Below are 21,981 nucleotides of genomic sequence, written 5' to 3'. Positions count from 1 at the left end.
CGTCAGCGCAGCTGCTCGATCACCGGAGCGAACTTCTCCAGGTTCGGCTCGAGCACGGTGAAGTAGCTGATGCCGTAGCGCTTGCGACGCTCGCGCAGCTGGTCGGCCATCTGTCCCGGCGAGCCGAGCAGCACGACCGGGATGTCCTCCAGATTGTCGGCCGCACCGTCCGGCAGGTGGGTCGCGAAGCGCTCGAGGATCTCCGGGCGCTCGGCCGCACTCGCGACTCCCTGCAGGAGGAGGTTGAACTCCACCTGGTCGGCGCGGTCGCCGAGCAGGCCGCGCACATATTCCACCCGCTGTGCGGTCGCCTCCGGACCGGCGACGGTGATGTGCCCGCTGTCGGCGGCGGTGCCGCCGGTGAGTGCGACGACGTCCGCGTGCTCGGCCGCCACCCGCAGCAGGCGATCGCCCCAGCCCGCGATCAACAGCGACGGACCGCCCGCCTGCGCGGGGCGCGGCTGATATTCGGGATCTGCGTAGAGCCGCCGCAGCGTCGACGCCGCCTCCGCGACCTGCTCGACCCGGCGGCGCGGGCCGGGGAACGGCATCCCGGCGGCCTCGAATTCCGCCTTCACATATCCGGCGCCGAGGCCGAGCTCGACCCGTCCCCCGCTGAGCAGGTCCACGGTGGCGACATCGCGAGCCAGCAGCACGGGATTGTAGAACGGGGTGTTGAGCACGAAGGTGTTCAGCCGCACCCGCTCGGTGGCGTCCGCGGCCACCAGCATCGACGGGAACGGCGCGGGCACGCCCAGATGGTCGGCGATGCCGATCACGTCGTAGCCGAGATCCTCTGCCCTGCGGCACTTTTCGGTCCACTCCGCGCGGGAGCCGCTGGTGATCATGTTGACACCGAACCGGAAGGGAGCGCTCATCGCTCCTGTCTACCAGCCGGACCCGGGCGGGCGGGCCCGCGTTCGCGCAGAGCGATCACGAGATGGCGCATTCGGGCCGCGAGATTCCGGCCCGCGGCGCCGCGCGGTGCGCAATCATGAGAGTGCGCAGGGACTTCCCGGAGGACGTGGCGATGCCCGAGATTCGCACCCTGACCCAGCGGCGCGCCGACCTGGAACAGGAATGGGCCCGCTGGGCACCCGCGCATGCGGTGCCGGCCGGGCAGACCGTGCTGCGCAGCGAGGTGGTGCAATCATGGCGGCGCTCGCTGCCCACCGTCGACCCCGCCTGTCTCGCCGCACCGGCCGACGACGCCGAGATCGGGTCGCGCTGGACCGAGTCACCGCTGCACGCGCCCGTGGTCGAACTGTCCGGCGAATTGCGCAGCATCGCAGACGATTCCGGATTCGTCGCCGCCGTCACCGACGAGCACGGCACCATTCTGTGGTCGTGCGGCGGCCGGGTCATGCGCCGCCGTGCCGAGGAGGTCAACTTCGCGCCCGGCGGCCGCTGGGACGAAACCCATATGGGCACCAACGCCTTATCGCTGGCCCTGCGCACCGGCGAGCCCAGCGTCGTCTTCTCCGCCGAACATCTGGTGGCCGCCCTGCACGGCTGGGTCTGCTATTGCGCGCCGATCCACACCCCCGACGGGCGGCGCCTCGGCGTCCTGGACCTGTCCACCACCTGGGACCGCTCGCACCCGCTGGCGATGTCGACGGTGCGGGCGCTGGTGTCGGCGATCGAATCGCGGCTGCCGCGGCAGCTCGCCGACGAACTCGAGCGGTGCGAGATCCGGCTGCGGTGCCTCGGCGGCGCGAGCCTGACCCGGGCGGGCCGCCCGGTCCGGTTGCGGCCCAGGCAGATCGAGATCCTGGCGCTGCTCGCGCTCGAACCCGAGGGCTACACGCCGCAGCAGCTGCACGCGGCGGTGTACGGCGACCGGCCGGTGTCGGCATCCACGCTCAAGGCCGACGTGTCGCATCTGCGCAACGCCACCGGCGGCGACATCACCAGCCGCCGGTACATGTTGGCGCGCCCGATCTCCTGCGATGCGGTGGACCTGCTCGCGGCGATCACCGCGGGTGACCTGCCCGCCGCGCTGCGGCTGTACCGAGGGCCACTGCTGCCGGGGTCGGACACCCCCGGCATAGCCCAGTGGCGCGAGTATCTGACGGTGAGCCTGCGCACAGCGGTGCTCAACAGCGAATCACCCGCCCACGCTGTCGAACTCGGGGCCCGCTGCCCGGACGACGCACAGATCCACGAGCATGCCCTGCGACTGCTCTCGCCCGACGACCCACACCGCGCCCTGGTCACCGCCCGCCTGCATGCCGCGCGTCGCAGTTGATCCGCCGACGCGGTCGACGTCGGACCTCCGCCGATCCCACGCAGTGATTGCCGATAACCGCGCCCGGCTCGCACAGCGCTGCGGCCGATCCGCGCCCCGGCTCGTCGATCGGCCACCGTCGGCCGTGCCGATCCGCCAACCTCTCGCCAACCGCCGCGGTTCATAGTGTCGCCGTCACCACGGATCGGTCGGCGGGACGGACGGCGTCGCTGCGGGCGGCGGCCGCTCGGCGCGAAGGGCCTGCTCGTGCAGCGAAATGCGGCACGCGCACCGGGCCGGGAGGCGGCAGCCCGCGTCGCCGCGCACGCATCGCCCGTGCCACCGACATCAGACGCGGCGTGCGTGCCGGGGCCGCGGAATGACTGTGCCACCGCATGTCCCACGCACGCCGCCGGTAGAACAGGAAGCGAGCATCATGATCTACGCCAAGCCCGGCACCGAAGGCAGCGTCGTCCAATTCGCCCGGCGCTACGAGAATTTCATCGGCGGCGACTGGAAGGCGCCCGTCGAGGGACGCTATTTCGAGAACCCCTCCCCCGTCGACGGCGAAACCTTCTGCGAGGTGGCCCGTTCCACGGCCGCCGATATCGACAGCGCCCTCGAGGCCGCCCATGCCGCGGCCGAAACCTGGGGCGCCACCTCGGTCACCCAGCGCGCCAACCTGCTCAACAAGATCGCCGATCGGATCGAGGAGAACCTGGAGCGCCTGGCCGTCGCGGAGACCTGGGAGAACGGAAAGCCGGTCCGTGAATCCCTGGCCGCCGACATTCCTTTGGCCGTCGACCATTTCCGGTACTTCGCGGGTGTGATCCGGGCCCAGGAGGGCGGCATCTCCGAACTCGACGCCGATACGGTCGCCTACCATTTCCACGAGCCGCTCGGCGTCGTCGGCCAGATCATCCCGTGGAACTTCCCGATCCTCATGGCGGCCTGGAAACTTGCTCCCGCGCTGGCGGCGGGCAACTGCGCGGTCATCAAACCGGCCGAGCAGACCCCGGCGTCGCTGCTGCTGGTGATCGAGCTGATCGCCGACCTGCTGCCGCCGGGTGTGGTCAACGTGGTCAACGGATTCGGGGTCGAGGCGGGTAAGCCGCTGGCGTCCAGCCCGCGGGTGGCGAAGGTGGCCTTCACCGGCGAGACCACCACCGGGCGACTGATCATGCAGTACGCCAGCGAGAACATCATCCCGGTCACCCTGGAGCTGGGTGGTAAGAGCCCCAACATCTTCCTGCCCGATGTCACCGCCGCCGACGACGATTTCCTCGACAAGGCGGTGGAGGGGTTCGTCATGTTCGCCCTCAACCAGGGCGAGGTGTGCACCTGTCCGTCGCGCGCGCTGATCCACAGCTCGATCTACGACGAATTCCTGTCCCGCTGCATCGAGCGCACGCGAAATATCAAGGGCGGCAACCCGCTCGACGACAGCACCATGATCGGCGCCCAGGCCAGCAACGATCAGTACGAGAAGATCCTGTCCTACATCGATATCGGCCGCAAGGAGGGCGCGCGGGTGCTCACCGGGGGTGAGATGCGCAAGGTCGACGGATTCCCCGGCGGCTACTACATCGAGCCCACGATCTTCGAGGGGCGCAACGACATGCGCATCTTCCAGGAGGAGATCTTCGGCCCGGTGGTGGCGGTGACCAGGTACGAGACCGTGGACGAGGCGATCACCCTCGCCAACAACACGCTCTACGGCCTCGGCGCCGGCGTGTGGACGCGAGATATGAACACCGCCTACCGGATGGGCCGTGCCATCAAGGCGGGACGGGTGTGGACCAACTGCTTCCACGCCTACCCGGCGCACGCCGCCTTCGGTGGCTACAAGAAGTCCGGCATCGGCCGCGAGAACCACAGGATGATGCTCGACCACTACCAGCACACCAAGAATCTTCTGGTGAGCTACTCACCGCAGAAACTGGGGTTCTTCTGATGGAAGCCGGCCAGGTTTCCCGGATCGGCATCACCGATGCCGCGGCCGTGCTGCTCGGCGAGCTGACCGGGCAGCACGGTCCGGTGATGTTCCATCAGTCGGGCGGTTGCTGCGACGGCAGCTCCCCGATGTGCTACCCGCGCAACGAGTTCCGGGTGGGCGCCGCCGACGTGCTGCTCGGCCACCTGCCGGACGGCACCCCGTTCTGGATGAGCAGCGATCAGTTCGACTACTGGCGCCACACCCACCTGACCGTGGACGTGGTGCCGGGCCGGGGCAGCGGGTTCTCCCTGGAGGCGCCCGACGGGGTGCGCTTCCTGATCCGTTCCCGGCTGCTGTCGGACGCGGAAGTCGCAGCGCTGGAGTCGAATCCGCTCATCACCGGCGCGGATCAGGCCCCGGGGGGCATCGCCCCCGGGTGGTAGCGCACCGACGGGTTCCACAGGAAGAAGCTGTCGATCCCCGTGTGCGCCGCCGCGTCGATCTGCGCCCGGACCTCGTTGTCGCCGTAGTTCACCCCCAGGCTGAAGTCTTGCAGCCACGGGATCACGGCGGCGCCGGTGCCCTGCGTCAGCGCGCGGAAGTCCTGCAGCGACCGCTGCACGATGTCGAACGGTTGCGAGTTCGGATCGGCCACCCCGTACTCCCCGGCGCCCCAGTGCGACGGATACACCATCGGCGCAACGTAATCCACGTGCGGAGCGATCAGCCGGATGTCCTGCGCGATCTGTTCCGGCCGGTTCACCGCGATGCCGAACACCGCGGCGCCCAGGCTCGCGCCCGCGTCGCGCACGGGATCGCGGCTCTCGCGCAGGAATCCGGCGATGGAGGCGCTCGGCGACTCGGTGATCCCGGCGAAATGCATACCCTCCAGCGGGCCGTCGGGGCGGCGGACGTAGTCGTACATCACCCCGTCGAAGCCGAGTCTCGCCGCCTCCGCCGCCAGATCGATGTTGTACCGGCGCACCTCGGGATTGGCGAAGTTGGTGAACGCGATGGCGCCGTACCCGCTGGAATAGGGCCCGCCGCCCGGACTCTGGATCACCCAGTCCTGGCGGCCGCCGCCCCACGCCCAGCCCGCCAGCGTCGGATCCCGGAAGGCCACGATCCGGCCGTCCACGCGTAAACCCATGTCGTGCAGCGTCTTCAGGGCGGCGCGGGCGTCGTAGATGCCCGCTGCGGCGCCGGACTCCCGGGCCAGCGGCACCTCGGAGGCGTAACCGACCACACCGTCCTCGTCCTTGATATCGAGTTCGACCGAATTGATGCGGCCCTCGCGTGCCATGGCGAGGATGCCCTCGCGCAGGCCTTCGTCGGCCCAGCCGTAGGCGGTGACGTGCACGGACTTGGTGCGGGGCATCGTGACCCGGGTGTCGATCGGCCGCGTGGTCGCGTTGCCCGCGTCGTCCACCGCGACGACCGACGCGCCCACCGGCGCCCGCGGCAGCGTGACCTCGAACCCGCCGTCGGAATCGGGTGTCACCGAGGATGTTCCGACCGTGACCCGCTCGGCCCCGGCCGCCTTGCCGCGCACGGTGACCGGCTGGCGATAGGAGGGCACCGTATCCGGCTGCGCCACCTCGAGATCCGGCGGCCGGGTGTCGACGGTGAACGTCTTGCTCACCCCGGGACCCGTGCGCATCCACCCCAGCAGCCCACCGGCGGGGATCTCGGCGATGAAGGTGTGCTCGCCGTCGGACAGGCCGCCGGGCCGGTATCGCACGGTCTCCCCGGAGACCTCCCTGGACACCTCCTTACCGTCCAGGGTCAGCCGGACCGCGTCCGGATCGTGGCCACGGGCGTCGACCGACAGCTCCAGCGAACCTGCCGCTGCCACCCCGACCGGCCCCTCGGGCAGGCCGGTCAGGGGCAGGCCCGACGGCTCCGAGACCGCCGAACCGATCATCGCGCCGGACACCAGGACCACGGCGACCACCACGACCGACAACACGATCAACCGCGGGCGCCCTCGGGTCGGGACTCGCTTCAGCAACGCACACACCAGCTTTCGGTAGACGTCTCCCTAATATCCATACCGGCAAGGCATTTCGTGCCGACTTTTCCGGTTTGTACCGAGAATCGTTGGCGGTACGTAACATCGACGTGATGGTGAGGAACCGTGGCACCGTCCTGTCCGCACTGGCACTGCTGGTCGTGGCCGCCTGCGGCACCACCCAGCAACCCGCCGCCGTCACCGAGCCCGCGCCCCCGCCCGCGGCGCCCGCCCCCGATCCGGCGGCCGTCGGGGCCAACGAACTGGGCCTCGTGCCGGTCCTGATGTACCACCAGCTGAGCCCCGCGCCCGCGGGCGAGTACGACCAGACGCCGGGCGAGTTCCGCGACGAACTCGAGCGGCTGTACCGCGAGGGCTACCGCCCGGTGACCGCGGCGAAATACATTGCGGGCGAGATCGATATCCCGGCCGGTACCCATCCGGTGGTGCTGACCTTCGACGATTCGACCGCCAGCCAGGTGTCCTTCGCCCCCGACGGGACACCGGCCCCCGACAGCGCGGTCGGCATCCTCGCCGATTTCGCGGCCCGGCACCCGGACTTCCCGGCGGTGGCCACCTTCTACGTGAACGACGACCTGTTCGGCGACGATCCCCGCGCCTTACCGTGGCTGGCCGCCCACGGCTACGACATCGGCGCGCACACCGCGAGCCACGCCAACCTCGGGAACCTGGACGCCACCGGAGTCCAGCGCGAACTCGCGCTCAATATCCGCACCATCGCTGCGGCGGCTCCCGGCGCGCCCGTCCGCACCATGGCCCTGCCCCTGGGCGTCTCCCCCGCCGACCGCGCCTTGGCCGTCGCGGGGAGCTGGGAGGGGACGCCGTACTCGTTCGACGCGGTCATGCTGGTCGGATCCGAACCGGCCCCCTCCCCCTACGGATCCATCGATCCCGCGGCGGTCCCCCGGATCCGCTCGGGCGAGGGACAGGTGCCCTTCGATTCGGCCTACTGGCTCGACCACCTCGCCACCCACCCCGACCAGCGGTACACCTCCGACGGCGACCCACAGCGAATCGCCTTCCCCCGCAACCTCTCCGCCGATCTCCCGGCCAAGTGGTCCGCCCGCGCACACCCGTTCTGACGCGCCACCGGGTGCTGCAGTCCTCTTCACCGCCGTCCGAGCGCTGCGGCCGTCCGACACCGCAGCCCTCGTATTTCGCACAGCGGGTCGGCCGTGGACTCGGCTACGCGTTCGCGCGTTCGACGGAGCGCTGCACCATCTTTCGCGCCACCGGAAGCTGCATGGCGCGCAGCATCAGGTCGTTCATCCACAGGTGCACCCTGGTGGGCGGGGCGAATTGGCTTGCGCCGCGGCGGGCCAGGGCCTGGCGTTTGCGAATCTCGGGGCGCAGACCTGACTCCCATGCGGTCAAGGCGGCGGGGACGTCGTCGCCGTGCTCGTCCAGCGCATCGCCCAGCCGTCCCGCCCCGGCCAGCGCGAGGGCCGCGCCGTACCCGGCGAAGGGCGTGACGCACCAGGCCGCGTCGCCGAGCAGCACGACCCGCCCGCTGCTCCACCGATCCATCACGATCTGACTCACGGAGTCGAAATAGACCGCGCCCGGATCGTTTCGGAGCTGCTCGAGCGCGTCGGGCACACTGCCGCCGAGATCCCCGAAGGTCGCCGACAGCGCCGCCGCCGAACCCTGAGCCAGTTCGCCCGCCGGATCGCCGGTGCGGTAGGTGAAGAAGGCCGAGGAGCGCTCCGGCCCGACATTGATCACCGCCGCGGTCCGGCCGAGTCCGATGAACGTCGTCGACGACCCGTCGGGTACCGCCTCCGGCACGCGGGACAGCGGAAACGCTCCCACCATGTGCCGCAGGTCGACCAGGTGGTCCGCCTTCGGACCGAAGCCGATCTCCCGGACTCCCGAGTGCAGGCCGTCGGCGCCGACCAGCAGATCGGCGTGCTCGCGGGTGCCGTCGCTCAACGTGATCTCGACACCGTCGGCGGCCTGGTCGATCGCCCGCACGGTGGTCCCGAAGCGGATCTCGACGGCCGCGTGGACCGCCTCGAACAGCACCGCTTCGATGTCACTGCGGAACAGCGACAGCGCCCGCTTCGCCAGCGCCGCCCGCGCCACCTCGGCCGGAACGGTGATTCTGGCGCGACCGTCGGCCGCGACGATGACCGAGGTGAAGAACCCGATGTCCCGGGCGGCGAGCGCGGGCAGCACGCCCATGCGTTCGGCGGCGTCGTACCCGTAACCGAGGAGGTTCACCAGATAACCGCCGCTGCGCCGCCCCGGGGCACGCTCGACCACGAGCACCTCCCACCCCGATCGGTGCAGGCGCAGCGCGGTGGCCAGACCGGCGATCCCGGCGCCCGACACCACCGCCCGCCGCCCCCGCGAATCACCCTGTCGCCGTATGTCTTGCGGACCAGTCACAACCACTCCCGAATTCGCCTAGCCAAGTATGAGCAGACGCTCAAATAGAGTATGAGCACTTGCTCATACCCGGGGCAAGCCGGGGGTACGCGAGCGCCTAAACTGTCCGATGTGCCCAGAGGTGTCGCGATTCCCGAGATCAGGCAGCACCTGTTCGCCGCCCTGGAACGGGTGATCGTCCGCGACGGGCCCGGCAAGCTGAGCGGCCGTGCCGTCACGGGCGAGGCCGGGGTGGCGACGGGACTGCTCTACTCCCACTTCACCGATCTCGACGCCTTCCTGGCCGCCTACGCCGTCGACCGGGCCTTCGCCGTCGCGGCCGAATGCGCACCGCTGCCGGAGCGTGCGGGAACCGGCGAGGTGGCCGGGAATCTGTGTGACACGGTGCTCGCCATCCCCCTGGCCACCGTCATCGCATCGACGCGGCTGCTCGTCGCGCGACCGGAACTCGTCGACCGCGTGCAGGACGTGCTCGGCGAGCACTCCACCGGGCTCGATGCGCTCGAAAGTTCCTTCGCCGCATATCTTTCCGCCGAGCAGCTCCGAGACCGGCTACCCCGGACCGTGCGGCCCGAGGCACTCGCCGCCGCGCTCGTCGGCATCGTGCAGTATCGCGCGCTGACCGACCGCGCGGAATCCGAGACGACCGAACGCATCCGGCGATCGATCACCGCGCTGGTCGACGGCTACCCGGTACAGACGCCGCCCCGGCGCGGTTGATTCGCGCCGGGGCGGATTCGTACTACCGATGGGCCGCGGCTGTCGGCCTCGCCGTCACCGGCCCGGCAGGAACCGGATCGCTCGGGCGATGCTCATCAGGAACGGCTGCCACTTGTCCTGCGGAACGCCCCACGGCGCATCGAGATTCAGGAAACGGGTCACCACGACCGTCTGCGGCTCGGTGAACTTCAGCAGCCCGTCGGGGCCGTGGCGGCGGCCGACGCCCGAGATGCCCATGCCGCCCATCGGGGCGCCGGTGCTGCCCCACGCGGGTGCGTAGCCCTCGTCGACACAGACGGTTCCGGCGTGCAGGCGCTCCGCGATGCGCTCACCGTCGGCCTTGGTCGCCGCCCACACGCTCGCGTTCAGGCCGTACTCGGTGTCGTTGGCCCGCACGATCGCCTCCTCCACGTCGGCGACCGGATAGATCGACACCAGCGGGCCGAAGGTTTCGTTGCGGCCGCACTCCATCGCGTCGGTGACGTCGGCGAGCACCGTCGGCTCGAAGTACAGCGGGCCGATATCCGGGCGGGCGATACCCCCGGCGAGCACCTTCGCGCCCTTGGAGGTGGCGTCGGCGACATGCTTGGTGACGGTCTCGAGCTGCGCCTCGGAGATCAGCGAGCCGATATCGGCCGAGAAGTCGTAGGCCGCACCGAGTTTCGCGGCCTTGACCGCGGCCACGAACTTGTCGGTGAATTCCTCGGCCACGGACCGTTCCACATACACCCGCTCGATCGAGATGCAGAGCTGACCGGCATTGGAGAAGCAGGCCCGCACCGCGGCCTTCGCGGCCTTGTCCAGGTCGGCGCCGCGGGTGACGATCATCGGGTTCTTGCCACCGAGTTCGGCGGAGAAGCCGATGAGGCGCTTACCGCACTGCTGGGCCAGCGTGCTGCCGGTGGCCGAGGAGCCGGTGAACATCATGTAGTCGCACGACTCCACGATGGCGGTGCCCACGACGGTGCCGGGACCGGTCACCACCTGCAGCAGATCGCGCGGCAGACCGGCCTGCAGCAGCAGATCGACATTGGCCAGCGACGAGTACGGCGTCTGACTGTCCGGCTTCACGATCACCGCGTTACCGGCCAGCAGCGCCGGGATCGAATCGCCGATCGACAGCAGCATCGGATAGTTCCACGGCGCGATCACGCCGACCACGCCCTTGGGCTGGGTGCGCACCGACGCCCGGTTCAGGACCGGGAACGCGCCGGGCACGGACTGCGGGGCGAGCGCGCTCGGAGCGATGCGCGCGAAGTACCGGGCCGCGAACATCAGGCCCATGATCTCTTCCTGCGCCGCCCACCGCGCCTTGCCGGTCTCGGCCTGGATGATGTCCATCAGGTAGGCGCGGTTCTCCACCACCAGCTCGCGGTAGCGTTCGAGCACCGCGGCGCGATCCTTCGCCGATCGCGCGGCCCACCGCTGCTGTGCCGTGCGCGCCCGGCCGAACGCCGCCTCGACGTCCGCGGCGGTGCCCACCGGCACCTCACCGAGCGCGCGCCCGGTGAACACCTCCGTGATCGTGCGCGTCGCCCCATCGGCGGCGCTGTCCACGGCGGCGAACCCCCGCAGACGGTCGAATACGGCGGCTTCCGGCACGGGCATCATCGTCTCCTACTTGTCAGTAACCACGCGGTACACACAATCTACCGCGCTGTCGGTACCGCGTGAACCGCCTCCGGTCGGAGGCCCGAGTCCCGCCGACACGGCCTAGGAACCGGCTCGCGCCTCCGCGAGGACCCGGGCACGGTAGATCGAGAACACCGCGACTATCGCCAGAACCGCCGTCGCGAGCGATGCGGCGATCCGGAATCCGTGTCCGACAAGGAATTCCGTCACCGCTCGGTCGATCTCCTCGACGGTGTGCCTGTCTCGTTCCCCCAGGATGCTCGCCCGCGGCCACTGGTAGAGGATCGACAGCAGGAATTGACCACTGACCAGGGAAACCAGCGATGCGGCGAGCCAACCCCGCGCGTGCCGCGTCCACAGCGCGACCACGATCGCGATCACCGCGCACAGTGTCATCACCCCACCCATCGGGCGCATCACGGCACCGATATCCACCACGGTCATGAACTCGTCGGACAACGCCAGCGACTCCGGTACGTCTCGAAACATATTCGGATACAAGAAGATCGTCTCCGCGGCAGTGATCGAGAAAACGAGGCTGGCGGCCGTTGCGTACGCGCCGCCGGTCACCAGTGAAATTGTCGTCGACCTCATAAATCCGACGTTATGACCGCGAGTTCGTCCACACATCCGGTGCCGTCCCCCAGACCAGGTCAGGGTGTCCCCTGAACGACGTCCGCCGCACCGGTCCGGACCGTCGCGCCGCTGGGCCGGAGGACTGCGGGTGTAACCCGATCGAGTGAGGGGTATCACACGATAGTTGAATCTGGAATAACCTCTGCCGCAAGCATATTCGGACATCAAATGTCAAATTCGGTCTCGCTCAATGGGATCGGGGTGCGAGCTGCAACCCGCGCCGGTTAAGTTGTGCGGATGTTGAGAGCGAGGCTCGGTGTCCGGACCCGCATTCTCGCGATCGCACTCGTCCCGAGCCTGGCGCTGCTTGTGATCGGTGTGGGTGCGGCGGGCTACCTGTTGCGAGAAGGGGAGCAGGACAAGGAATTCGCCTCCGTCCTGGAATCCGGCAACAAGCACACGCGGGAGATGATCGCGGCGGTCGAGCAGGAACGACTGCTGTCGCTGTGGCAGCTGGCCGGGGAACAGCCCGATATCGCCGGGCTCGGCGCCGCCCGCCAGCGGCTCGACTCCGCGCTGCGCGAACTCGCCACCACCGAATCGCAACTGACCGACGTGGGTTCGGACCGGCTGGAGTACGACCTCGGCGGATTCAATACGCTCAAGCAGCAACTGCCCGCCATCCGCGGCCAGATCGACGCCGGCGCCATGCCGGTCCCCGACACCTACTCCATCTACTCGCAAATGCTCGACGGCGTCGCGCTGGGCACGGCCATCGTCGGCCGCGACGCCCCCGATGCCGCCGTGGCCTTCCAGCTGGCGGGCGCCCTGCGCATTCTCCGTGCGATGGAGGCGATGTCGCGCACCAGCGCCCTGACCCCCGCGGCCGCCACCGCGAACGGCCTGCCGGAGCCGCTGGCCGCCGAATATCAGCACCTGGTCGGGTACTATCGCAGCGAAATGCCGCAGCTCGCCACGGATCTCGGCAAACCGGAGAGCGCGCTCGTCAAAGGCGTCATGAGCACGCCCGCCTGGCAGCAGCTGGCGAGCATGGAAGACGCCATCATCCATCCCGAGAAGTCCAAGCCGACCGCCGCCCCGGACCTGCCGATGCCGATCGCCGAGTGGCGCGAGGCGGCGAACCAGGTCAACAAGCAGCTGCTCGAGCTGTGGCAGGTGCAGAACGACCGCGCCAACCGCGCCGCCGTCGAGTCCGCGGAGACCAATGCCCGCAATTCGCTGCTCGGCGGCGCGGGCGCGCTCGTCGTCGCCGTGGCGGCCTTCCTGATCTCGCTGTGGCTGGCCAACCGGCTCATCGGCAGGCTCAGGCGGCTGCGCACCGAAACCCTCGCCCTGGCCGAGGTGCGCCTGCCCCAGACCATGCAGAAGCTCGCCGCGGGCGAACAGGTCGACCCGGAGATCGAGGCGGCGCGCCTGGACTTCGGCCAGGACGAGATCGGCTCTGTCGCCCAGGCTTTCAACCGCGCGCACACCGCCGCCGTGGCCGCCGCGGTCACCGAGGCGCGAACCCGCGAGGGCGTGCAGGCGGTATTCCTGAACATCGCCCACCGCAGCCAGGTGGTGGTGCACCGGCAGCTGGAGATTCTCGACGAGGCCGAGCAGCAGCAGGAGGATCCGGCGCTGCTGGACACCTTCTTCCGGCTCGACCACCTCGCCACCCGCGAGCGTCGCAACGCCGAGAACCTGATCATCCTCGGCGGCGGCCAGCCCGGGCGGCAGTGGCGGCGGCCGGTGCCGCTGGTGGAGCTGGTGCGCAGCGCGGTCGGCGAGACCCTGGACTACGCGCGGGTCCGCACCTCGCGGCTGCCGCAGGTGTTCATCGTCGGCGCCGTCGTCGCCGACTTCATCCATCTGCTGGCCGAACTGGTCGACAACGCCACCTCGTTCTCGCCGCCGCAGTCCCGTGTCGAGGTCACCGGCAATCTGGTCGGCAAGGGCGTGGTCGTCGAGATCGGCGACCAGGGCATGGGCATGTCGGCCGACGATATCGAGCGGGCCAACGAGATGCTGCGGCAGCCACCGGATTTCGGCGTCGCGACGCTGTCCGCCGACTCCCGCATGGGACTGTTCGTGGTGGCGCAGCTGGGGGTGCGGCACGGCATCTCGGTGCGGCTGGCCGAATCCGACTACGGCGGCGTCCGCGCCATCGTGCTGGTCCCCACCGCGCTGATCACCACCGATGCGCCGTTGGCCGACCATCTGCCCGAGCGGGCGGCGGCGCGGCGCCCGGAATTCCCGATGACGGGCGAACTCCCGGTCGCCGAATCCGCTCCGGCGGCCACGGCGCTGGCGACCCTGCCGCCGCCGGAACCGGCCCGCACCGAGGAGCCGCGGATGGCGCCCTCGCGGTACACCGGGAGCGACGCCCGCCCGCCGCTCCCGCGGCGGCGCCGGCAGGCCAGCCTGGCACCGGAATTGGCCGAATCCGAATCGCCCGACGAAGCGGACAGCGAAAACACGCCGCCCCGAACACGTTCGGCGGAGCAGGCCCGTGATCTGATGTCGGCCATAGAGAATGGGACCCGACAGGGGCGGCAGGCCGGCGTGAACCCCGCCGCCACCCGGGACGAACAGGAAGGCGAAGGTGACCTCTTCCAACGTAGGTGATCTGAACTGGCTGCTCGACGATCTCGTCGACCGCCTCGCCGGCGTGCGCTACGCGGTGGTGCACTCCACCGACGGGCTGCTGCTGGGCCGATCCACCACCATGAACCGCGAGGACGCCGAGCACTTCGGCGCCATGTCGGCGACGCTGTACGGACTGGCGCGCAGCGCCGGCAGCCGCTTCGACGGCGGCGGCGTGCGGCAGGCGGTCATCGAACTCGACCGAGCAGTTCTGTTCGTCACCGCCGCCGGCGACAACGCCTGTATCGCCCTGCAGGCCAACGAGAATGCCAACCTCGGTATGGTCGCCTACGAAATGAACCTGACCGTGCAGCGCGTCGGCGGCTACCTGTCCACCGATCCGCGCGGCAGTCTCCACCAGGCGGAGCACCGATTGCCATGACGCGTTTCGGGCAACCGTGGTTCGACGACGACGCGGGCCCACTGGTCCGCCCGTACGCCGTGACGCGGGGCCGCACCATGGGGGCGGGACACGATCTGGACATGCTCACCCTGGTGGTGACGGCGGATGCGGCGCCGCCGCTGCGGCGGGTGGAGCCGGAGTACGCGGAAATTGTTCGGCTGTGCCGCATTCCACAGTCGGTCGCCGAGGTGTCGGCTACCTTGAGGCTGCCCCTTGCTGTTACGAAGATCCTCGTCGGTGATTTGATCGGCGAGGGGCACCTGCACTTCCGGGCGCCCGCTCGCAACGATGCGGGCACCGGCGACCTGAATACCCTGCGAGCAGTACTCGACGGAATCCGAAAGCTGTAGAAACACACCGTGCCTGAAACGATGCCCGCGGCGCCGCTCGCCGCGTCGGTCAAGATCCTCGTCGCCGGCGGCTTCGGCGTCGGCAAGACCACAATGGTGTCCTCCATCAGCGAGATCGAACCGCTGCGCACCGAGGAACTCATCACCGAACTGTCCACCGGGATCGACGATCTGTCCGGCGTGGAGAGCAAGCAGACCACCACCGTGGCGCTGGACTTCGGCCGCCTCACGATCGACCGGAACCTGGTGCTGTACCTGTTCGGCACGCCCGGACAGGACCGGTTCTGGTTCCTGTGGGACGAATTGTCCCGCGGCGCACTAGGCGCGATCGTCATCGCCGACACCCGCCGCCTGGAGAACTCGTTCGCCGCCATCGACTACTTCGAGCGCCGCGGACTGCTGTTCACGGTGGCGGTGAACTGCTTCGACGCCGCCCCGGTCTACACCCCCCAGGAGGTCCGCGAGGCGCTCGACCTGGAGCCACACATCCCGGTGATCACGTGCGACGCCCGCGACCGCGCCTCCTGCAAAACGGTCCTGATGACCCTGGTCGAACACCTGATCAAGCGAGCCACCGCAACACCCGTGTGAACCGGTAAGGCGCGCGGCGCAATTCGGCATCCGACGCAAAGTTGCACCGCGCGCCTCGCCGGCCGTTCGGACCGGTCCGATCCCCTTCAGTGGTGAGAACAGCCCCCGTGCGGCGCATGCCACAATCGCGGCAATGGGACCGGCGCCGGACAGGATCATCTCCAAGTTCAGGGAGATCGCCAAGGACGCTGCATCGGATCGTCCGCCGTTCGCTACGTCCCCGGCGACCGCAGGTCCCGACAATGCCACGATCTGCCCCCGATACGGGTGGTTCGGCTGGACCGTGCAGCTGTCACCTCCACCGAAGGCCAGAAAAAAGCTCACGGACACCGTCGAACTCGCCCGAGCCGTATTCCAGTTGATGGTGGATCAACTCGGCGTCGGAGATCCGGCCGCGATGCCGGATGTGAACGACCTGCTCCGCAAGGCAGGACTCGTCGACAAGAAGAACAAATCCCTCGCCACCGATCGCCACAACGACAAGGTGGACAAGATCGACGAGGTCAAACGGGGTCTGGTCGACCAGCACACGAAGATCGCGGACAAGGTGGCGGAAACCGCGAAACAGGGCACCGAACTCAACAGTCACCTCTGGAACGAGGTGGTCGACCTCAGGACCGCGATGCACGCCGCAGGATCCGAGAAACTCTCCGCCAAGCTGGAAACCAGCCTGATCGACCAGGTACTCTCCGCGCTCCAGCGCTCGTGGAAGAAATTTGCCGCCGTGGCGAACACGAACAAAAAGGACGGTGACGAGCTGGGGCCGCTCACTGTCTCGGAACTCGAAGCCCTGGCCCCGAAGGGAGACCCCGGCACACTGGCGAAGTATCTGCCATACCTCAACGAGGCCATGCGGAAGGCCGGTATCAGCAATCCGAAACGGGAGGCGGCATTCCTCGCCCAGGTGCTCCATGAAACCGACGGGCTCCGGACACTCACCGAATACGGCAGTGAGAAGTATTTCAACAGCAATTATGGCCCGGATACCGCGGTGGGCCGGTCGCTGGGGAACGAGAAGCCGGGTGACGGTGCCCGTTTCCGTGGTCGTGGCGCCCTGCAGATCACCGGTCGCGACAACTACCGCGCAGCCGGCGACTCGATCGATGTCGATCTCGTCCGCCATCCCGAACGCGCCGCCGACCCGGAACATGCCTTCGATATCGCCGGGTGGTACTGGGAATCGCGTGAATTGAACGATGAGGCCGACAAAGGGAAATTGGACGACATCACGCGGGAGATCAACGGCGGCAGCAACGGTGACGCGGAGCGCGAGGAGTACTACCGGAAGGCCCGCAAGGTCCTGGATGCGGATTGATGTCCTGCGCTCAGGATTGCCGAGTGCGCTGGAGGGCCGTGAGGTAGTCGTCCAGGCGGGCCATGGCGCGTAGGGCGTTGCGGCTGCGGGTCGACAGGCGGGTGCCCCAGTCGGTGAGCAGGGTGTGCATGCGGTCGGTGCTTCCGGCCTGGCGGAGTTCGCGGACGAAGGCGGCTATCTCCGGCAGGGAGATGCCGCCCTTGCGGAGATACCAGGCCAGGTGGGCGTCGCGAATGTCGGTGTCGCCGTAGGTGCGATATCCCGTGGCGCGGTCGCGCGCCGGTTCGATGATTTCGGCCTTCTCCCACTCCCGCAGCGTCGCGGGGTGGACGCCCAGTCGGTGTGCCAGCTGGCCGACGGTGAGCGGTTCGGGAGAGCGCCGGGGCGGCGGAGCCTCGGCGAGTGCGCCGAGCGTGGCGCTGACCTCGGTGTGGGTGCGGCGTTCGTGCAGGAATTCCGCGTGCAGCTCGTCCAATCGGGTGTAGAGGGCGACGTGGTCTTCCCGGTTGGCGCTGCGCATGAGTTCGACGGCCGCCCGGTGACCGTATCCGGCGCGCAGCGCGAGGAAGGCGTGCAGCGCGAGCGCGTGCAGGTCCGTATAGCGCCGGTAGCCGCTGTCGGTTCGCGCCGCGGGTGGGAGCGCGCCGAGGTCCTCGTAGTTGCGGACCGCCTGGGTCGAGAGTCCGTGCTCGCGCGCCAGATCGACCGGACGCAGCGTTCGCCCGCGCGATGCCTGCGGGGTCACCGGCCGCGCCCGGTGCCTCGCCGCCGACCGGATGTGGTGGCCACCTACGGTTCGCCCGGGTCCACTTCGGCGAACGAGCCGACCCAGCGGTGCGGGGCGCGAGGCGAATTCGGCTCACCGGGCCTGGTCACCCCGACCACCCGCCATCCGGCGGCGGCCGCCGCGTCGAGTTCGTCCGGGTGGTCCGACAGGAACAGGATCTCGCCCGGCGGCACCCCGATCGCCCCGGCGATCTTCTCGTAGGACCCGGGCTCCCGCTTGGCGCCGGCATTGGCCAGATCGAACCAGCCGCTGATCAGCGCGGCGAGGTCGCCGTCGCGGGCGAAGGCGAACCAGTCCTGCTGATTGCGCACCGAACCCGAGGAATACACGTACAGCCCAATGCCCGCGGCATGCCAGGCGCGCAGCGCCGGGGGCGCGTCCGGAAAGAACTCGCCGTGCAGGGCGCCGTTGCGGAAGCCCTCCGCGCAGATCAGGCCCTGCGCGGTCTTCAGCGGCGCGGCCTTCACATCGGAATTCAGCCAGCCGCGCAGGATTTCGGCGACCTCGGCCTCGTCGGCGTCGGGACGCCCGGACATTTCGCGGGCGCCCGCCAGCACGGGTTCGGCCGCGCCGCCCCGGTTTTCGGCCAGCCACTGCGGAAGCCGTTGCCGCGTATAGCCGTACAGGTCCTCCCGCACCGAACTGGTCGGGCTGGTCGTACCCTCGATATCGACCACGATCGCCGTGGTCATGCGGCGATCAGTTCGTCGAGGGTCGGGAACCGGGATCCGATCGGGTCGCCGGTGAAGTCGCCGACCCAGCCGTCCTCCTCCTCGAAGAACCGCACGGCCACGAAGTCGGGGCGGGTGCCCATATCGAACCAGTGCCGGGTGCCGGCGGGCACCGACACCAGGTCGCCGCCCTCGCACACCACCGCCACGACCTCCGGTTCCAGGTGCAGATAGAAGCAGCCGCGCCCGGCGGCGAAGAAGCGCACCTCGTCCTCGGCGTGGCGGTGCTCGGACAGGAACTTGCCGCGCGCCGCCTCGGCCCTGCCCTCCCATTCCGGACCGCTGTCGTCGGGCTGCAGCCGGGCCAGGTCGATGTGCTTGTAGCGGCCGTCGGCATTGAGTTCGCCGATACGGCCGTCGTAATGGGCGAGGATGTCCTCGGTGGGGGTGGCCGCGCCCAGTCCGGGCATGGTGGGCCAGCGGTCGAAAACGATGCCCCGCTTGGCCAGTTCGTCGCCGATGACCGCGGCGTCGACGGTGCGCAACCGCACCTCCGCGGGTGCGCTGTCGGCCATGATCTGCAGCAGAGTCATTGCGGTTCCTCCTCGGAACTCGAGACGGATGGGGCGATCTCGCGGCGGCCGGTCAGCGTCACCAGCTCGCACATCGCCTCCAGGCATTCCGCGCGGTCGCGGGCCTGCGCGAGGGTGGCGCCCCACGCGGTGATGCCGTGGCCGGCGATGAACAGCACCGGCGGCGCATCCGGGTGCTCGATCAGGTGACGCTCGATATCGGCACCGATGCGCGGAACGTCAGAGTGATTCGAAAAGACGGGGATGTCAATGGTTTCCGCCGTGCCGAGCCCCTTGATGAGCTCGTAACCGGTGAATCGCAGCGACTCCCCCGCCGCGACGGACTGCGCGGTCGCATGCGGCGGATGCACATGCACCACCGCGTCGGCACCGGTGGCGCGGTAGACGGCCGTGTGAATCGCGGTCTCCGCCGACGGGCACCTGGTTCCCGAAACCGGTTGGGAGTCGGAGACTTTCACCGTCACCATGTCCCCGGCCGTCAGCTCGCCCTTGGACAGCCCGCTACCCGTGACGATCGCCGTCTCCTCCGCCCGCACCGAAATATTTCCGGCCGTCCCGGGCATCCAGCCACGTAGATACAGACTCCGGGCGATCTCGGCGATATGCGCCCCGGTCACATCGAGTCGCCCGTGGCCCGCAGGCGATCTCACGTCCTCCACGACACCCGCCTCCGTCACCACGGCGGTAACCAGATCGGGTGGGGTGACGTCGAAAGCCGGGTTGAACACCTCGGTGTCCTCCGGGGCGGTGGCGATGCCCGCCACGTGGGTGATCTCCGCGGCGGCCCGTTCCTCCACGACGATTTCCGCACCGGTCGCGGTGCCGAGGTCGCGGGTGGATTCCGGCGCGACGACGACGAACGGGATTCCGTGCCGCTGCGCCGCCACCGCCAGCGCGTAGGTCCCGATCTTGTTGGCGACCGAACCGTCGGCGGTGATCCGGTCCGCGCCGACGATCACGCAGTCCACCTGACCGGTCGCCATGGCCCACGCGGCCGCCGAATCGATCGTCAGCCGATGCGGGATTCCCGCCTCGGCCAGCTCCCACGCGGTCAGCCGGGCGCCCTGCAGCAGCGGACGGGTCTCGTCGACGAGCACGTTCTCGATCGCGTCCCGCTCGGCCAGCACCCGCAGCGCACCGATCGCGGTACCGAATGCGGTGGTCGCCAGACGCCCGGTATTGCAGTGGGTAAGGATGCGCAGCGGACGGTCCGGGCACAGCCGTTGCACCAGGTCCGCCGCGTGGGTCGCCGCCGCCCGGTTCACGCGGCCGTCCTCCGCCAGCATCGCCAGCGCCTCGTCGAGCACGGCCTGCGGACCCTGCGGGCACTTCGCCAGCGCCCGCCGCACACCCCACGCCAGATTCACGGCGGTCGGCCGCGCCGCCGCGATCCGCGCCGCCTCCAACTCCACCTTCTCGGCATCCCCGAGATATGCGAACGCCGCGATTGCCACTCCGAACGCCCCCGACACACCGATCGCCGGGGCCCCGCGCACGGCGAGGGTCTTGATCGCGTCGATGACCTCGTCGACCGTCGTGATCCGGAGCTCCCGCAACTCGTGCGGCAGCGCCCGCTGATCGAGGGTCACCAACGCCCCGTCGACCCACGCGATCGAACTCTCACCCATCGATGCAACCTTCACGCCTCGGCCCGACAACCTCCTCCAAAACCGTATCGAACCACCAGCTCACCGCCCCCACCAGGTTTCCGCTCGCCCCGATCCCGTCCGGAGCAGATGCTCACATCGCCTGGGGAAGCATGATGACCGCGACGGCGAGCGCCAGCGTAGACAGGAATATCCCCGCGATGGCCAGCCCCTTGCCGGTGCGCTGTCCCGTGCAGCCGACGATCCCGAGGACGAGCCCGGCCAGTCCGAACGGGAGACCGACGAGCGGCCGGATACCGGTCAGGTCGATGGGCAGCAGCGGCAGCACGCATCCGACGAGCCCGAGGAGCACCGCGCCGACCGCGAGCCCGATCCCCGGCCGGCGCTCGGCCGGTTGCGGGCCGCCCTGCCATCCCTGCCCGCCGGGATTCGCCCAGGGTTGCTGGTGCGGAGCATTCTGAACGTGCTGCCCCGGTGCGGCGGGGGCGGAGTAGCCCGCGCTCGGGCCGGGTTGCCAGGCCGGATCGGCCGGTTCCGGCGGCGGACCGTAGGTCATGCGGACCCCCTTCAACCTCTGCGGCCATCCCTCCCCGGGCACGGCTCCCTCGTCTCGAGACACGATAGCCGCATTCCTCGGCGCCGGACGCGTTGCGAGACAATAGCCTTGCGAGGGAGCTTCGAACTGCAGAATCGTTGAGGTATGAGCGAATCCGATATTCCCTCCAGCACAGACGATTTCGACTTCTTCGACGCCATCTACCGCGGCGACGGGCCCTTCGATCGAGCCCCGTGGGACATCGGCGGGCCACAACCGGCCTACGTCGATCTCGAGGCGGCGGGCGGCATCACCGGCGGGGTGCTCGACTGCGGCTGCGGCACCGGTGACAATGCCCTGTTCCTGGCGAGCAAGGGGTACACCGTGATCGGCGTGGACCGCGCGCCGACGGCCATCGCCATAGCGCGGGAAAAGGCCCGGCAGCGCGGGCTCGCCGCGACCTTCGACACCGCCGACGCGCTCGAACTCGCCGACTACCCACGACAATTCGACACCGTCATCGATTCCGGCCTGGCGCACGTATTCGAGAGTCCCGGCGATCTGGCCCGCTATGCGGCGGCACTGCACCGCTCCTGCCGCGGCGGGGCGCGGGCTTACGTGCTCGCGCTGAGCGATCGCGCGCCCGCGTACCTCCGCGACGAACACGGCGACATGGTGGCCCGGATAGCGGACAAGCTGGGCGGCACCGAGTTGCAGCTCGACCGGATGCTGCCCGCCCTGACACCGGACGCATTGCGCAGCGGGTTCGCCGCCGGATGGTCGGCGGAATCCATCGACACCGCCGTCGTGCGCTCCGTCCTGCCGTTCCAGACGGAATCGGTCGATCTCCCCGCCTGGCTCGGGAGCTTCAGGGCCGTCGCGGACAAGTGAAGACCCTGTCGCGCATCGCGAGATCGAATCTCGCGGCGCCGACTTCCTTGACCTGAAGATTAGTTGAGCTTCTAGCGT

The 21,981-nt window shown here is 69.3% G+C and carries 22 protein-coding genes; 11 read left to right on the top strand and 11 right to left on the bottom strand.

What is annotated here, in order from left to right:
• Positions 1 to 2 precede the first annotated feature (2 nt).
• Positions 3 to 878 carry an LLM class F420-dependent oxidoreductase gene (locus NM1_RS23285; protein ID WP_068023471.1) on the bottom strand — a complete coding sequence of 292 codons (876 nt, stop codon included), beginning with the start codon at positions 876 to 878 and terminating at the stop codon, positions 3 to 5.
• A gap of 116 nt (positions 879 to 994) precedes the next feature.
• Here NM1_RS23285 and NM1_RS23280 point away from each other — a divergent pair, with 116 nt between their 5' ends.
• The 3 genes from NM1_RS23280 (at position 995) to NM1_RS23270 (ending at position 4,606) form a co-directional block, all read left to right on the top strand.
• Entirely contained in the window at positions 995 to 2,248 is a 1,254-nt protein-coding gene (locus NM1_RS23280) for a sigma-54-dependent transcriptional regulator family protein (RefSeq protein ID WP_246011329.1), read from the top strand.
• A 412-nt stretch (positions 2,249 to 2,660) separates the two neighbouring features.
• Positions 2,661 to 4,181, top strand: coding sequence for an acetaldehyde dehydrogenase ExaC (gene exaC, locus NM1_RS23275; protein ID WP_281278069.1), 1,521 nt, complete (start codon positions 2,661 to 2,663; stop codon positions 4,179 to 4,181).
• A complete protein-coding gene (locus tag NM1_RS23270) occupies positions 4,181 to 4,606 on the top strand; it encodes a DUF779 domain-containing protein (protein WP_068023465.1) in 426 nt (141 codons plus the stop codon). Before exaC ends, NM1_RS23270 begins: the two co-directional genes overlap by 1 nt.
• Here the strand turns inward: NM1_RS23270 and NM1_RS23265 are convergent.
• Complete coding sequence (locus NM1_RS23265; RefSeq protein ID WP_246011344.1) at positions 4,573 to 6,132, bottom strand: putative glycoside hydrolase; 1,560 nt, start codon at positions 6,130 to 6,132, stop codon at positions 4,573 to 4,575. The genes NM1_RS23270 and NM1_RS23265 overlap by 34 nt on opposite strands.
• A 155-nt stretch (positions 6,133 to 6,287) precedes the next feature.
• Here NM1_RS23265 and NM1_RS23260 point away from each other — a divergent pair, with 155 nt between their 5' ends.
• The gene (locus NM1_RS23260) at positions 6,288 to 7,277 is read left to right on the top strand and encodes a polysaccharide deacetylase family protein (RefSeq protein ID WP_068023463.1); all 990 of its coding nucleotides are present in this window, start codon (positions 6,288 to 6,290) and stop codon (positions 7,275 to 7,277) included.
• Between the two features lie 103 nt (positions 7,278 to 7,380).
• On the opposite strand, the gene NM1_RS23255 is transcribed toward NM1_RS23260, so the two are convergent.
• On the bottom strand, positions 7,381 to 8,586 hold the full coding sequence (locus tag NM1_RS23255) for an FAD-dependent monooxygenase (protein WP_211339401.1): 1,206 nt from the start codon (positions 8,584 to 8,586) through the stop codon (positions 7,381 to 7,383).
• A 111-nt stretch (positions 8,587 to 8,697) separates the two neighbouring features.
• Between NM1_RS23255 and NM1_RS23250 the strand changes: the two genes are divergently transcribed.
• A complete protein-coding gene (locus tag NM1_RS23250; RefSeq protein WP_068023457.1) occupies positions 8,698 to 9,306 on the top strand; it encodes a TetR/AcrR family transcriptional regulator in 609 nt (202 codons plus the stop codon).
• A 54-nt stretch (positions 9,307 to 9,360) separates the two neighbouring features.
• Here the strand turns inward: NM1_RS23250 and NM1_RS23245 are convergent, their stop codons facing one another.
• Together NM1_RS23245 and NM1_RS23240 are read right to left on the bottom strand one after the other, a co-directional pair.
• Positions 9,361 to 10,914 (bottom strand): succinic semialdehyde dehydrogenase, encoded by a 1,554-nt coding sequence (locus NM1_RS23245; protein WP_068023454.1) that lies wholly within the window; start codon positions 10,912 to 10,914, stop codon positions 9,361 to 9,363.
• A gap of 105 nt (positions 10,915 to 11,019) precedes the next feature.
• Positions 11,020 to 11,532 carry a DUF1772 domain-containing protein gene (locus tag NM1_RS23240; RefSeq protein ID WP_068023450.1) on the bottom strand — a complete coding sequence of 171 codons (513 nt, stop codon included), beginning with the start codon at positions 11,530 to 11,532 and terminating at the stop codon, positions 11,020 to 11,022.
• 279 nt (positions 11,533 to 11,811) lie between these two features.
• On the opposite strand from NM1_RS23240, the gene NM1_RS23235 reads away from it, so the two are divergent.
• The 4 genes from NM1_RS23235 to NM1_RS23220 are packed head-to-tail and all read left to right on the top strand — an operon-like array spanning position 11,812 to position 15,504.
• On the top strand, positions 11,812 to 14,142 hold the full coding sequence (locus NM1_RS23235) for a sensor histidine kinase (RefSeq protein WP_068023447.1): 2,331 nt from the start codon (positions 11,812 to 11,814) through the stop codon (positions 14,140 to 14,142).
• Positions 14,120 to 14,542, top strand: a complete 423-nt coding sequence (locus NM1_RS23230; RefSeq protein WP_068023443.1) for a roadblock/LC7 domain-containing protein — start codon at positions 14,120 to 14,122, stop codon at positions 14,540 to 14,542. Before NM1_RS23235 ends, NM1_RS23230 begins: the two co-directional genes overlap by 23 nt.
• Positions 14,539 to 14,913, top strand: coding sequence for a DUF742 domain-containing protein (locus NM1_RS23225; RefSeq protein WP_068023440.1), 375 nt, complete (start codon positions 14,539 to 14,541; stop codon positions 14,911 to 14,913). Before NM1_RS23230 ends, NM1_RS23225 begins: the two co-directional genes overlap by 4 nt.
• A 21-nt stretch (positions 14,914 to 14,934) precedes the next feature.
• A complete protein-coding gene (locus tag NM1_RS23220; RefSeq protein ID WP_068023437.1) occupies positions 14,935 to 15,504 on the top strand; it encodes a GTP-binding protein in 570 nt (189 codons plus the stop codon).
• Positions 15,505 to 15,796: 292 nt separating this feature from the next.
• Here the strand turns inward: NM1_RS23220 and NM1_RS43085 are convergent, their stop codons facing one another.
• Complete coding sequence (locus tag NM1_RS43085) at positions 15,797 to 15,979, bottom strand: hypothetical protein (RefSeq protein WP_169814313.1); 183 nt, start codon at positions 15,977 to 15,979, stop codon at positions 15,797 to 15,799.
• Positions 15,980 to 15,988: 9 nt separating this feature from the next.
• Here NM1_RS43085 and NM1_RS23215 point away from each other — a divergent pair, with 9 nt between their 5' ends.
• On the top strand, positions 15,989 to 16,819 hold the full coding sequence (locus NM1_RS23215; RefSeq protein ID WP_169814312.1) for a glycoside hydrolase family 19 protein: 831 nt from the start codon (positions 15,989 to 15,991) through the stop codon (positions 16,817 to 16,819).
• Positions 16,820 to 16,829: 10 nt separating this feature from the next.
• Here NM1_RS23215 and NM1_RS23210 read toward each other — a convergent pair whose 3' ends face one another.
• The 5 genes from NM1_RS23210 to NM1_RS23190 all read right to left on the bottom strand — a co-directional run bounded on the left by NM1_RS23210 (position 16,830) and on the right by NM1_RS23190 (position 21,033).
• Positions 16,830 to 17,564 (bottom strand): MerR family transcriptional regulator, encoded by a 735-nt coding sequence (locus NM1_RS23210; protein WP_246011328.1) that lies wholly within the window; start codon positions 17,562 to 17,564, stop codon positions 16,830 to 16,832.
• Positions 17,565 to 17,608: 44 nt separating this feature from the next.
• Positions 17,609 to 18,298: an acireductone synthase gene (gene mtnC, locus NM1_RS23205; protein ID WP_068023430.1), complete on the bottom strand. Its 690-nt coding sequence runs from the start codon at positions 18,296 to 18,298 to the stop codon at positions 17,609 to 17,611.
• Complete coding sequence (locus tag NM1_RS23200) at positions 18,295 to 18,870, bottom strand: 1,2-dihydroxy-3-keto-5-methylthiopentene dioxygenase (protein ID WP_068023428.1); 576 nt, start codon at positions 18,868 to 18,870, stop codon at positions 18,295 to 18,297. Before NM1_RS23200 ends, mtnC begins: the two co-directional genes overlap by 4 nt.
• Positions 18,867 to 20,498, bottom strand: a complete 1,632-nt coding sequence (locus tag NM1_RS23195; RefSeq protein ID WP_068023688.1) for a bifunctional S-methyl-5-thioribose-1-phosphate isomerase/methylthioribulose 1-phosphate dehydratase — start codon at positions 20,496 to 20,498, stop codon at positions 18,867 to 18,869. The genes NM1_RS23200 and NM1_RS23195 overlap by 4 nt, the downstream gene beginning before the upstream one ends.
• A gap of 112 nt (positions 20,499 to 20,610) precedes the next feature.
• Positions 20,611 to 21,033 (bottom strand): DUF4190 domain-containing protein, encoded by a 423-nt coding sequence (locus NM1_RS23190; protein WP_068023425.1) that lies wholly within the window; start codon positions 21,031 to 21,033, stop codon positions 20,611 to 20,613.
• A 144-nt stretch (positions 21,034 to 21,177) separates the two neighbouring features.
• Between NM1_RS23190 and NM1_RS23185 the strand changes: the two genes are divergently transcribed.
• Entirely contained in the window at positions 21,178 to 21,903 is a 726-nt protein-coding gene (locus NM1_RS23185; RefSeq protein ID WP_084519943.1) for a class I SAM-dependent methyltransferase, read from the top strand.
• Positions 21,904 to 21,981 lie beyond the last annotated feature (78 nt).

Source organism: Nocardia mexicana NBRC 108244, assembly GCF_001613165.1.
GTDB lineage: Bacteria > Actinomycetota > Actinomycetes > Mycobacteriales > Mycobacteriaceae > Nocardia > Nocardia mexicana.
The sequence above is the reverse complement of the archived record's forward strand: the minus strand, read 5'-3'. Positions and strand labels throughout refer to the sequence as shown.

What these genes read in the sequence shown, in the direction of transcription:
- NM1_RS23285 (WP_068023471.1), bottom strand. Translation starts at nt 878, where the DNA reads ATGAGCGCTCCCTTCCGGTTCGGTGTCAACATGATCACCAGCGGCTCC.
- NM1_RS23280 (WP_246011329.1), top strand. Translation starts at nt 995, where the DNA reads ATGAGAGTGCGCAGGGACTTCCCGGAGGACGTGGCGATGCCCGAGATT.
- NM1_RS23270 (WP_068023465.1), top strand. Translation starts at nt 4,181, where the DNA reads ATGGAAGCCGGCCAGGTTTCCCGGATCGGCATCACCGATGCCGCGGCC.
- NM1_RS23260 (WP_068023463.1), top strand. Translation starts at nt 6,288, where the DNA reads ATGGTGAGGAACCGTGGCACCGTCCTGTCCGCACTGGCACTGCTGGTC.
- NM1_RS23245 (WP_068023454.1), bottom strand. Translation starts at nt 10,914, where the DNA reads ATGCCCGTGCCGGAAGCCGCCGTATTCGACCGTCTGCGGGGGTTCGCC.
- NM1_RS23240 (WP_068023450.1), bottom strand. Translation starts at nt 11,532, where the DNA reads ATGAGGTCGACGACAATTTCACTGGTGACCGGCGGCGCGTACGCAACG.
- NM1_RS23235 (WP_068023447.1), top strand. Translation starts at nt 11,812, where the DNA reads ATGTTGAGAGCGAGGCTCGGTGTCCGGACCCGCATTCTCGCGATCGCA.
- NM1_RS23225 (WP_068023440.1), top strand. Translation starts at nt 14,539, where the DNA reads ATGACGCGTTTCGGGCAACCGTGGTTCGACGACGACGCGGGCCCACTG.
- NM1_RS23220 (WP_068023437.1), top strand. Translation starts at nt 14,935, where the DNA reads ATGCCCGCGGCGCCGCTCGCCGCGTCGGTCAAGATCCTCGTCGCCGGC.
- mtnC (WP_068023430.1), bottom strand. Translation starts at nt 18,298, where the DNA reads ATGACCACGGCGATCGTGGTCGATATCGAGGGTACGACCAGCCCGACC.
- NM1_RS23200 (WP_068023428.1), bottom strand. Translation starts at nt 18,870, where the DNA reads ATGACTCTGCTGCAGATCATGGCCGACAGCGCACCCGCGGAGGTGCGG.
- NM1_RS23195 (WP_068023688.1), bottom strand. Translation starts at nt 20,498, where the DNA reads ATGGGTGAGAGTTCGATCGCGTGGGTCGACGGGGCGTTGGTGACCCTC.
- NM1_RS23190 (WP_068023425.1), bottom strand. Translation starts at nt 21,033, where the DNA reads ATGACCTACGGTCCGCCGCCGGAACCGGCCGATCCGGCCTGGCAACCC.
- NM1_RS23185 (WP_084519943.1), top strand. Translation starts at nt 21,178, where the DNA reads ATGAGCGAATCCGATATTCCCTCCAGCACAGACGATTTCGACTTCTTC.